The sequence below is a fragment of the Streptomyces sp. NPDC054841 genome, assembly GCF_053611045.1.
On record NZ_JBSGZO010000316.1, the window covers coordinates 1 to 10,236 of the forward strand.

Genomic DNA, 10,236 nt, shown 5'->3' on the forward strand with positions numbered 1-10,236 from the left:
CCGGAACTCCGGCCGCGGCTCCCGCGCGCCGCTCCCGCAGCGTGTCGGAGGGGTCGGCGAGCCAGCGCCCGGCGGCCCCCGAGCAGCCGGAGACAGCAGCGACCCAGGGAACCCCGGCCGCGGCACCGCCGCGCCGTTCCCGTAGCGCGGCCGACGGCTCGGTGAGCCAGGCCGCGCCGGCCGCCGAGGAAACGTCACCCCCGCCGCAGGCCCCGCGCTCCCGCACCGCCGACGCACCCTGGCACCACGCCCGCCCGGCCTTCGACGAACCCGGGACGAAGCCGGAGCCCGGCCCCGGGGCTGCCCCCGTGGCGAAGCCGGAGCCCGGCCCGGAGGCAGAGCCTGCGCCCGAGGCCGGTGCAGTGCCCGAGGCTGGCGCAGCGCCCGAGGGCGCAGTACCCGAAGCCGGTGCCGCACCCGAAGGCGGCGCCGAGCCCGAGGCCGCGACGGACGGAGAGCCGCCGTCCCGCGCCGCAGCCGACGCCCCACCGACCACCCCCCGGCCGGAGCCAGGGTCCGACGACGGACCTGGTGACGAGCCGAACGACGCCACAGGAGGCGACTCCGCGTGAACGACGCACTCGACGTCGCCCTGCGGCTGATCGTCGTCTTCGCCGTGTTCCTCGTCCTGCCCCTCGTCATCGGGCAGACGGAGCACAAGGTGATGGCCCATATGCAGGGCCGCCTCGGTCCCATGTACGCGGGCGGCTTCCACGGCTGGGCGCAGCTCGTCGCGGACGGCGTGAAGTTCGCGCAGAAGGAGGACGTGGTCCCGGCCAACGCCGACCGCCGCATCTTCCAGCTCGCCCCCGCCGTCGCCCTTCTCCCTTATCTCCTCGTGCTGGTCGCGATCCCGATCGGCCCGAGCGAGGGCGCGGTCGGCATCATCGTCGACGCGGGCATCTTCTTCGTGCTCGCCGTCATGGGTGTCGGCGTGCTCGGCTCGCTCATGGCGGGCTGGGCCTCGGCCAACAAGTTCTCCCTCCTCGGCGGTCTGCGTACCGCCGCTCAGCTGCTCGCGTACGAGCTGCCGATGCTGCTCACCGCCGCGTCGGTCGCGATGGCCGCCGGCACCGTCTCCATCCCCGGCATCCTGAACGCCTTCGAGTGGTGGTGGGTGCCCTGGCAGATCGTGGGCGCCTTCGTCTTCTTCGTCGCCGGGCTCGCCGAGCTGCAGCGGCCGCCGTTCGACATGCCGGTCGCCGACTCCGAGATCATCTTCGGTGCGTACACCGAATACACGGGACTGCGTTTCGCGCTGTTCCTCCTCGCCGAGTACGCCGGCATCGTCGTCCTCTGCGGTCTGACCACCGTCCTCTTCCTCGGTGGCTGGCACGGCCCGTTCGGCGCCGAGGGCCTCGGCTGGGTCTGGACCCTGCTCAAGACGGGTGTGCTCGCCTTCGTCGTGATCTGGCTGCGGGTGACCTATCCGCGGCTTCGCGAGGACCAGCTGCAGAGGCTCGCCTGGACGACGCTCGTCCCGCTCGCCCTCGCCCAGATCGCCCTCACCGGCGTCGTGAAGGTGGTGATGCAGTAATGACTGAGTCGCTCCCGCGCACCCGGCCCCGTATCCCCGGATCCGGCCTGGCCAAGGGCCTGGCCGTCACCCTGCGGACGATGACGAAGCGCTCGCACACCGCGCAGTACCCGGACGTGCAGCCCGAACTCCCGCCCCGCACGCGCGGCGTGATCGGCCTGTTCGAGGAGAACTGCACGGTCTGCATGCTCTGCGCCCGTGAGTGCCCCGACTGGTGCATCTACATCGACTCCCACAAGGAGACGGTCCCGGCCGCCGTGCCCGGTGGCCGCGAGCGCAGCCGCAATGTCCTCGACCGTTTCGCGATCGACTTCTCGCTCTGCATGTACTGCGGTATCTGCATCGAGGTGTGTCCTTTCGACGCGCTGTTCTGGTCTCCGGAGTTCGAGTACGCGGAGACGGACATCCACGAACTCACGCATGAGCGGGACAAGCTCCGCGAGTGGATGTGGACGGTCCCGGCGCCGCCCGCGCTCGACCCGGCCGCCGAGGAGCCGAAGGAGATCGCGGCAGCCCGCAAGGCCGCCGAGAAGCTCGCGGCCGCGCAGGCCGACGCCGCGTCCGACGCGTCCGGCGCCGCCGGATCCGGCGGGTCCGCCACACCGCCCGCCGAGGGAGGACAGGCATGATGCTCGCCGCCGGCCTCACCGGCGAAGCCGGCAACGGCTTCCTGTCCCCGACCGGTGTCGAGATCGCGTTCGTCCTCGTCGGCATCGCCACCCTCGCCGCGGCCGTTGTCACGGTCACGACCAGGCAGCTGGTGCACGCAGCCCTCTGGCTGGTCGTGGCGCTGGGCGGTCTCGCCGTCGAGTACCTCCTGCTCACCGCCGAGTTCATCGCCTGGGTGCAGGTGCTGATCTATGTCGGTTCCGTCGTGGTCCTCCTGCTCTTCGGGCTGATGCTCACCAAGGCCCCCATCGGCCGCTCCCCGGACGCCGACTCGGGCAACCGCCCGGCCGCCCTCGTGGTGGCCATCGCCGCCGCGGCCGCCCTGGTCTGGGTGGTCGTCGACGCGTTCCGCACGACCTGGATCGACCTGGACGGGCCGGCGCAGGGCTCCACCCGGGTCTCCGGCGAGATGCTCTTCCGGTACTGGGTGCTGCCGTTCGAAGCTCTCTCCGTCCTGCTCCTGGCCGCACTGGTCGGCGCGATCGTCCTGTCCCGCAAGGGCTCCCAGGACCGAGAGGGGAAGAGCTGATGCATCTCGCCTATCCCGCCGTGCTCTCCGTCCTCCTCTTCTCCACCGGCCTGTACGGAGTGCTCGCGCGCCGCAACGCGATCCTGGTCCTGATGTCCGTCGAGCTGATGCTCAACGCGGTCAACCTCAACCTGGTCGCCTTCGACGTCTGGCTCCGCGACACGCTGCACACCGGCCAGGCGCTGACCCTGTTCACCATCGCCATCGCCGCCGCGGAGATCGGCATCGGCCTGGCGATCGTCCTGATGGTGTACCGCAACCGCGGGACCTCGGACATCGACAAGCTTCGCGACACCGCCGAGGGCTCCGAGGCCGCCGAAGCCCCCGCCCCGGCAGAGAAGGCTGAGGCCACCGCGTGACCACGACGACCCTCGCCGTTCTCGTCCCCCTCCTTCCGTTCCTCGGCGCCGTGGCCGGTCTGCTGCTCGGCCGCACCGCACCCGGATTCGTCCGTCCCCTGGCCGTTCTGCCGACGCTGGCCGCGACCGTGCTCGCGGTCCTCGTCGCCGTACGCCAGGGCGGTGGCAAGCCCATCTTCGCCGCCACCCTGCTCACCCCCACGGGTTCGGTCCCCATCGACCTCGCCCTGTACCTCGACGGCTTCGCGGTCCTGGTCGCCGTCCTGGTCGGGGTCGTGGCCTCCTGCGTGCAGATCTACTCGACGGGCTATCTGCGCGACGACCCGCGCTACCCCTCGTACGCGGCTCTCGTCTCTCTCTTCACCTCCGCCATGCTGCTCGTCGTCTACTCCGGCGACCTGATGGTGCTGCTGGTCGGCTGGGAGATCATGGGCATCTGCTCGTACTTCCTGGTCGGCCACTACTGGGAGACGCCCGAGGCGCGTGCCGCCTCCCTGAAGGCCTTCCTGGTCACCAAGCTCGGCGACGTCCCCTTCCTGTTCGGCCTGTTCGCGCTCGCCGTGGACGCCGGAACGTTCCGCATCACCGGGATTCTCGGCGCGGTCTCGGTCGGGGCCATCGATCACCCCACCCTCGTGGCGCTGCTGCTCCTCGCGGGCGTGGCGGGCAAGTCCGCCCAGTTCCCGCTGCACACCTGGCTTCCCGACGCCATGGCCGGTCCCACCCCGGTCTCGGCGCTCATCCACGCCGCGACGATGGTCGCCGCCGGCATCTACTTCATCGCCCGCCTCCTTCCTGTCTTCACCGCCTCCGCGGCCGCCCTCGTCGTGCTCGCCGTGATGGCCGCCGTCACCATGGTCGGCTCGGGGCTCGCAGCCCTCGCCCAGGACGACATCAAACGTGTCCTCGCCTACTCGACCATCGGCCAGCTCGGCTATATGTCGGGCGCCCTGGCCGTCGGTGACCGCGGCGCCGCCGTCTTCCACCTCCTGTCGCACGGCGCGTTCAAGGCAGTGCTCTTCCTCGCCGCCGGCGTGATCATCCACGCCGCCGGTACCAACTCGCTGACCGCCATGTCCCGGATGGGCGGCCTGGCCAAGCGCATCCCCGACGCGTACTGGACGATGACGATCGCCCTGCTCGCGCTCGCCGCCATTCCTCCCTTCGCCGGCTTCTTCTCCAAGGAAGCCGTCCTCGTCGCCGCCGAGCACACCGCGCTCGGCGAGAGCGCCGCCGCCCCGGCCGTGGCCGGCTGGGCCGTCCTGGTCGCGGGCCTGCTCACCGCCCTCCTCACCGCGGCCTACGCCACCCGTCTCTGGCTTCTCGCCTTCCGGGGCCGCGGGGCGCAGGCCCCCGACCACGGCAGGCAGCCCCTCGTCATGAACGCGGTGCTCTGGGTGCTCGCCATCCCCTCCCTCGGCATCGGCCTGACCGCGGGCTACGTCGACGACTTTTTCGACGGACGGAGCCTGGCCCCGACGCTCACCACCGCCGTGCTCGGCACGGGCGTCGCCCTCGTCGGCGGACTGATCACCTACGGCACCTGGCGGCACACAACGGCCATGGCCGCCCGGGCCCGGGCCGGTGCGCCCGCCCCGGAGCAGCCCCGGATCGTCGCCCACCCGGATGCCGAGCCCGGCCTGGTCGAGGCGGAGGCCCTGCACATGCCGCACCCCGCGGCCGACCCCACCGACCCGGGTCGGCTGCTGCTCGGTCCGTTGCACCGCCCGGCGGCCGCCGGCTTCCACCTCGACGCCGTCTACCGCGCCCTGTTCGTCCGCCCCGTCCTGGCCGGCGCCGAGCTGGTCCGCTTCCTCGACCGCGAGGTCGTCGACACGTACGTACGCGGCGCGGGCACCGGTACCAACTGGCTGGGATGGCTCGTCCGCCGTGCCCAGACCGGCAACGTGCAGACCTACCTCAGCGCCCTGCTGGCCGGCTCCGTCGTCCTGGCGATCGCCGCCGTACTCGTCGCCGCCGGAGTGTGAGCCGTGATCGATATCAGCGAATCCGCGATGCAGTTCCTTCTCGCGTTCATGGTCGTCGGCCCGCTCATCGGCGCGGCGGCCGCTCTCCTGCCGGCCCCGCCCGGACTGAAGGGGAAGTCACCCGACCAGGCCGTGCTCCGCCACGGGGTGACCGTCACCGGCGTGATCCTCGCCGCCGCTGTCGCCCTCGCGCTCGGCTTCGACCACGACCAGCCGTCGAAGATGCAGGCCACGACGGACATCAGCTGGATCCCGGCGCTGGACGTGCGGATCCACCTCGGCACCGACGGCATTTCCCTCCCCCTTCTGGTCCTGACCGCGCTGCTGACCTTCCTCTGCGCGCTGTACAGCTACTTCAAGATGCCCGCGGGCCCGTCCCCGAAGGCCTTCGTCGCCCTGCTGCTCGTGCTCGAGTCCGGCACCCTCGCGACCTTCGCCGTCCTCGACCTGCTGCTCTTCTTCCTCGCCTTCGAGATGGTCCTCATCCCGATGTACTTCCTCATCGCCCGCTGGGGCGGCGAGGGCCGCCGCCTCGCGGCCTGGAAGTTCATCCTCTTCACGCTGCTCGGTTCGGTCGTCATGCTGCTCGGCCTGCTCCTCATCGGAGTCAAGGCGGGCACTTTCGACATGGTGGCACTCGCCACTGACAACGGCCGGGGCCTGAGCCTTTCGGTGCAGGTCATCGCCGTTCTCGCGATCGGGATCGGCCTCGCCGTGAAGACCCCGATGTGGCCATTGCACAGCTGGCTCCCGGACGCCCACACGGCTGCTCCGACGGTCGGCTCGGTCCTCCTCGCCGGCGTGCTGCTGAAGATGGGTACGTACGGGTTCGTCCGCATCATCCTGCCGATCGCGCCGGACGGCATGCAGGTCTTCGCCCCGTACCTCGCGGCCTTCGCCGTCGTCGGCATCATCTACGGATCGCTCGCCTGCCTCGCCCTTGCCAAGCCCGGCGCCAAGGGCGACCTCAAGCGCCTGATCGCGTACTCCTCCGTCGGCCACATGGGCTTCGTGCTCCTCGGTATCGCGACCATGACCCCCACCGGCGTCAACGGCGCGCTCTTCGCCAACATCGCCCACGGCCTCATCACCGGCCTGCTCTTCTTCCTGGCCGGCGCGGTCAAGGACCGCTACGGCACCGCCGACCTCGACACCCTCGCCGGCGCGACCGGCGCCGCGCTCTACGGCCGCGCACCCCGCCTCGGCGGACTTCTCGCCTTCGCCGCCGTCGCCTCGCTCGGCCTGCCCGGCCTCGCCGGATTCTGGGGGGAGATGCTCGCCCTGTTCGGCGCCTTCGACCCCGCCGAGGGTCTCAGCCGCCCCGCCTTCCTCACCTTCATGGTGATCGGCGGCCTCGGCACCCTGCTCACCGCGGCGTACCTCCTGGTCGTCGTCCGCCGCGTCTGCATGGGCGGCGAGCGGCCGGCCGACGAGGTGAAGCTCGCCGATGTCCAGGGATACGAGTTCGCCGCCTGGACGCCGCTCGTCGCCCTCACCGTCCTCGCCGGACTCTGGCCCGCGGTCCTCCTCGGCCTCACCGACCCGGCCGTGCAGAAGCTCCTCGCAGGAGGAAAGGCATGACCTCCCTGGCCGTCGTCGCCCTGCCGGCGCAGTCCGCGCCCCTCGCCGCCCCTGTCGTCCAGTCCGTCGACTGGCTCGCGATCGCCCCGCCCACCATCGCCGCGGTGGCCGCCCTGCTCATCCTGGTCGCCGACCTCTTCGTCGCCGAGCGGAGCAAGGCGTTCCTCGGCTATGCGGCCATCGCCGGCCTCGCCGCCGCGGTACTCTCCCTCGCCCCGCTGCGCAAGGGCGACCGCTCCACGTTCTGCCTCACCACCGCGCCGGACACCTGCAGCTACACGGCCGACAACTTCACCCTGGTCATCCAGTTCCTGGTGCTCGGCGGCGCACTGCTCACCGCGCTGCTCTCGGTCACCGAGACCAAGGACCGGCTGCCTGCGGGCGAGTACTGGTTCCTGCTGCTGTCCTCGGCCGCCGGAGCCGCCCTGCTGCCGGCCTCACGGGACCTGGCCACCCTCGTCGTCGCCCTCGAAGTGGCGTCGCTGCCCGCGTTCGCCCTGGTAGGCCTGCGGCGCGGCGACCGGATGTCGAGCGAGTCGGCGCTCAAGTTCTTCCTCTCCTCGGTCACCGCCACCGCCGTGATGCTGCTCGGCGTCAGCTTTGTGTACGCGACGACCGGCACCCTGCACCTGACCCAGGTCGCCGCGCGCCTGGACGACGTCCCGGGGCAGCTGGAGACCCTCGCCCAGGCGGGCGTCGCGCTCACTCTCGTGGGCTTCGCCTTCAAGACGGCCGCCGTTCCGTTCCACTTCTGGGTGCCCGACACCTATGTGGGCGCACCGCTGCCCGTCGCCGCGTACCTCTCCGTCGTCGGAAAGGCGGTCGGCTTCTCCGGGCTGATCCTGGTGACCGTCATCGCCTTCCCCGCGTACGCGGACGTGTGGGGGCCCGCCATGGCCGTACTCGCCGGTCTCACCATGACCGTCGGCAACGTCGCGGCCGTACGGCAGTCGGCCACGCGCGAGTGGAGCGCCGTGCGGCTGCTCGCCTGGTCCTCGGTGGCGCAGGCCGGCTACATCCTGGTACCGATCGCAGCGGCCGCGTACTCCAGCGACGACCAGATCGGCTCCACCGTCGCGTACGCCCTGATGTACGCCGTCGTGAACCTCGGTGCCTTTGCCGTCGTCGTCCTGGTCGCCCGTACGAAGCCGCTGAACCGGATTGCCGACTACCGGGGGCTGTACGCCACCCGCCCGGTGACCGCCCTTCTGATGGGCTTCTTCCTGCTCTGCCTGGCCGGGCTCCCGCCGGGCATCATCGGGCTCTTCGCGAAGGTCACCGTCTTCTCCGCGGCTGTCGACGCGGGTCTCGGATGGCTCGCGGTCGTCATGGGCATCAACGTCGTCATCGCGCTCTACTACTACCTGCAGTGGACGGCCCTGCTCTTCCGCGCGCCGGAGGGGGCACCCGAGGCGGCAGCCGAAGGCGCGGCCGAACGGCATCGGGCACCCGCTCTGGTCACGGCCACGATCGCGCTCACCGGGGCCGTCGGCATCGTGCTGTCCGCGTGGCCGCAGCTGGTGCTGCGTTTCGCGGCGGTCAGTCTGTTCTGACCGGCCCCGCGGGCTCCTGACCGGCCCCGGAACGCGTGGTTCGACAAGCAGTGCCCCTACGGGGCACCGTGTTCAGCGCATCTGGACACCATCAGGAACTCAGGAACTGACTCAGGAACTAAGGAGAGCCGGCCGTGCTGAGCGGGTTCAAGGACTTCATTCTCCGCGGAAACGTGATCACGACGGCGATCGGTCTCGCCGTCGGCTCCGCCTTCACCGCGGTCGTCACGGGATTCAGCAACGCGTTCATCACCCCGCTGATCGGGGTCGCCACACGCGGTGCCGGTGACTTCAGCAAGGCCACGTTCACGGTTCAGGGAGTGAAGTTCCCGTACGGCCTCTTCATCAGCGCCGCGATCGCCTTCGTGATCACGGCGGCGGTGCTCTACTTCTGTGTCGTCGTCCCGATGATGAAGGTGCAGAACCGCTTCATCAAGGAGGAGCCGGTCAGCATCAAGGCGGCGGTCCGTGACTGCCCCCGCTGCTTCACCGAGATCCCCGCGATCGCCAGCCGCTGCGCGCACTGCACCAGTGAGGTGGAGCCCCTCCCGGCGGCGCTGGAGAAGGCCGGGCTGCTCCCGTCCCAGCGCTGATTCACCCGAACGGCCCCCCGGCGACGGCGCCCCCGCCCGGAGCGACAGGGGAACCCGCGGCTCCCGCCTGGCGTTGACCAGTACGGGAGGGTCCACTGGAGAGCGGACCACGACCAGCAAAGGGTTCCCCTGCCGCACCACTTGGAGGGCGTACCGTGCACCGCCGGCACAACGGGCTGAGGACCGCTGTTCTCCTCGGGGGACTGTCCGCCCTCATCATCGCCATCGGCAGTCTGTTCGGTCGTACAGGCCTGATCGTCGCCGTTCTCGTGGCGGTCGGGACGAATGCGTATGCGTACTGGAACAGCGACAAGCTGGCCCTGCGGGCCATGCGTGCGCGCCCCGTCAGCGAGTTCGAGGCCCCCGGCCTCTACCGGATGGTCCGGGACCTCTCCACGCAGGCCCGTCAGCCGATGCCCCGCCTGTACATCTCGCCGACCCAGGCGCCCAACGCCTTCGCCACCGGACGCAATCCGCGCAACGCGGCGGTGTGCTGCACCGAGGGGATCCTGCGGATCCTCGACGAGCGCGAGCTGCGTGGTGTCATCGGCCATGAGCTGAGCCACGTCTACAACCGGGACATCCTCATCGCGTCGGTCGCGGGCGCCCTCGCCTCGGTGATCATGTTCCTGGTCAATTTCGCCTGGCTGATCCCCATCGGCCGCTCCGACGACGACGACGGCCCCGGCATCCTCGGCATGCTCCTGGTAGTGATCCTCGGCCCGCTGGCGGCCTCCGTGATCCAGCTCGCCATCAGCCGCTCGCGCGAGTACGAGGCCGACGCATCGGGTGCCCGGCTCACCGGCGACCCGCTCGCCCTCGCAAGCGCCCTGCGCAAACTCGAAGCGGGCACGAAACAGCTTCCGCTCCCGCCCGAGCCGAAGATCGAGACCGCCAGCCATATGATGATCGCGAACCCGTTCCGGCCGGGCCAGGGGCTCTCCAGGATGTTCTCGACGCACCCGCCGATGGCGGAGCGAATCTCCCGACTCGAAGAGATGGCAGGTCGCCGCCCATGAAGACAATCCTGAACGTCATATGGCTCGTCCTGTGCGGTTTCTGGATGTTCCTCGGCTACCTGCTGGCAGGCGTGCTGCTGTGCATCACGATCATCGGCATCCCCTTCGGCCTGGCGGCGTTCCGTATCGGCGTCTACGCCCTCTGGCCGTTCGGCTACACGGTGGTGGACCGGCATGACGCGGGCGCCCCGTCCTGCATCGGCAACGTGCTGTGGCTCGTCCTCGCGGGCTGGTGGCTGGCCCTGGGCCACATCTTCACGGGCATCGCCCTGTGCCTCACGATCATCGGCATCCCGCTGGGCATCGCGAACTTCAAGCTGATCCCGGTCTCGCTGCTGCCATTGGGCAAGGAGATCGTCAGTACCGACCAGCTGTTCGCGACGCGCTACTAGGTCGTCTCTTCACAGC

10 protein-coding genes and 1 pseudogene are annotated in these 10,236 nt (G+C 70.5%); all 11 read left to right on the plus strand.

Annotation, left to right across the window (positions count from 1 at the left end):
- Nucleotides 1-572, plus strand: a pseudogene (locus ACWGI8_RS31085) (NADH-quinone oxidoreductase subunit C); the annotation flags it as partial.
- On the plus strand, nt 569-1,537 hold the full coding sequence (locus tag ACWGI8_RS31090; protein ID WP_453665961.1) for a complex I subunit 1/NuoH family protein: 969 nt from the start codon (nt 569-571) through the stop codon (nt 1,535-1,537). The pseudogene ACWGI8_RS31085 and the gene ACWGI8_RS31090, both read left to right, overlap by 4 nt.
- Nucleotides 1,537-2,166, plus strand: a complete 630-nt coding sequence (locus ACWGI8_RS31095) for a NuoI/complex I 23 kDa subunit family protein (RefSeq protein WP_453665962.1) — start codon at nt 1,537-1,539, stop codon at nt 2,164-2,166. Before ACWGI8_RS31090 ends, ACWGI8_RS31095 begins: the two co-directional genes overlap by 1 nt.
- Nucleotides 2,166-2,735 carry an NADH-quinone oxidoreductase subunit J family protein gene (locus ACWGI8_RS31100; protein WP_453665975.1) on the plus strand — a complete coding sequence of 190 codons (570 nt, stop codon included), beginning with the start codon at nt 2,166-2,168 and terminating at the stop codon, nt 2,733-2,735. The genes ACWGI8_RS31095 and ACWGI8_RS31100 overlap by 1 nt, the downstream gene beginning before the upstream one ends.
- Entirely contained in the window at nt 2,735-3,094 is a 360-nt protein-coding gene (gene nuoK, locus ACWGI8_RS31105) for an NADH-quinone oxidoreductase subunit NuoK (RefSeq protein ID WP_453665963.1), read from the plus strand. Before ACWGI8_RS31100 ends, nuoK begins: the two co-directional genes overlap by 1 nt.
- Nucleotides 3,091-5,082, plus strand: coding sequence for an NADH-quinone oxidoreductase subunit 5 family protein (locus ACWGI8_RS31110; RefSeq protein ID WP_453665965.1), 1,992 nt, complete (start codon nt 3,091-3,093; stop codon nt 5,080-5,082). Before nuoK ends, ACWGI8_RS31110 begins: the two co-directional genes overlap by 4 nt.
- Nucleotides 5,083-5,109: 27 nt before the next feature.
- Nucleotides 5,110-6,663, plus strand: a complete 1,554-nt coding sequence (locus ACWGI8_RS31115) for an NADH-quinone oxidoreductase subunit M (protein ID WP_453665977.1) — start codon at nt 5,110-5,112, stop codon at nt 6,661-6,663.
- A complete protein-coding gene (locus ACWGI8_RS31120) occupies nt 6,660-8,216 on the plus strand; it encodes an NADH-quinone oxidoreductase subunit N (RefSeq protein WP_453665967.1) in 1,557 nt (518 codons plus the stop codon). Before ACWGI8_RS31115 ends, ACWGI8_RS31120 begins: the two co-directional genes overlap by 4 nt.
- Before the next feature lie 134 nt (nt 8,217-8,350).
- A complete protein-coding gene (locus tag ACWGI8_RS31125) occupies nt 8,351-8,809 on the plus strand; it encodes an MscL family protein (RefSeq protein ID WP_453665969.1) in 459 nt (152 codons plus the stop codon).
- Between the two features lie 155 nt (nt 8,810-8,964).
- On the plus strand, nt 8,965-9,828 hold the full coding sequence (gene htpX / locus ACWGI8_RS31130; RefSeq protein ID WP_453665971.1) for a zinc metalloprotease HtpX: 864 nt from the start codon (nt 8,965-8,967) through the stop codon (nt 9,826-9,828).
- Nucleotides 9,825-10,220: a YccF domain-containing protein gene (locus ACWGI8_RS31135; protein WP_453665973.1), complete on the plus strand. Its 396-nt coding sequence runs from the start codon at nt 9,825-9,827 to the stop codon at nt 10,218-10,220. The genes htpX and ACWGI8_RS31135 overlap by 4 nt, the downstream gene beginning before the upstream one ends.
- The last annotated feature ends 16 nt before the right edge of the window (nt 10,221-10,236 follow it).

Excerpts from the sequence above, each read along its gene's own strand:
- ACWGI8_RS31095 (WP_453665962.1), top strand. The coding sequence starts at position 1,537 with ATGACTGAGTCGCTCCCGCGCACCCGGCCCCGTATCCCCGGATCCGGC.
- ACWGI8_RS31100 (WP_453665975.1), top strand. The coding sequence starts at position 2,166 with ATGCTCGCCGCCGGCCTCACCGGCGAAGCCGGCAACGGCTTCCTGTCC.
- nuoK (WP_453665963.1), top strand. The coding sequence starts at position 2,735 with ATGCATCTCGCCTATCCCGCCGTGCTCTCCGTCCTCCTCTTCTCCACC.
- ACWGI8_RS31115 (WP_453665977.1), top strand. The coding sequence starts at position 5,110 with ATGCAGTTCCTTCTCGCGTTCATGGTCGTCGGCCCGCTCATCGGCGCG.
- ACWGI8_RS31120 (WP_453665967.1), top strand. The coding sequence starts at position 6,660 with ATGACCTCCCTGGCCGTCGTCGCCCTGCCGGCGCAGTCCGCGCCCCTC.
- ACWGI8_RS31135 (WP_453665973.1), top strand. The coding sequence starts at position 9,825 with ATGAAGACAATCCTGAACGTCATATGGCTCGTCCTGTGCGGTTTCTGG.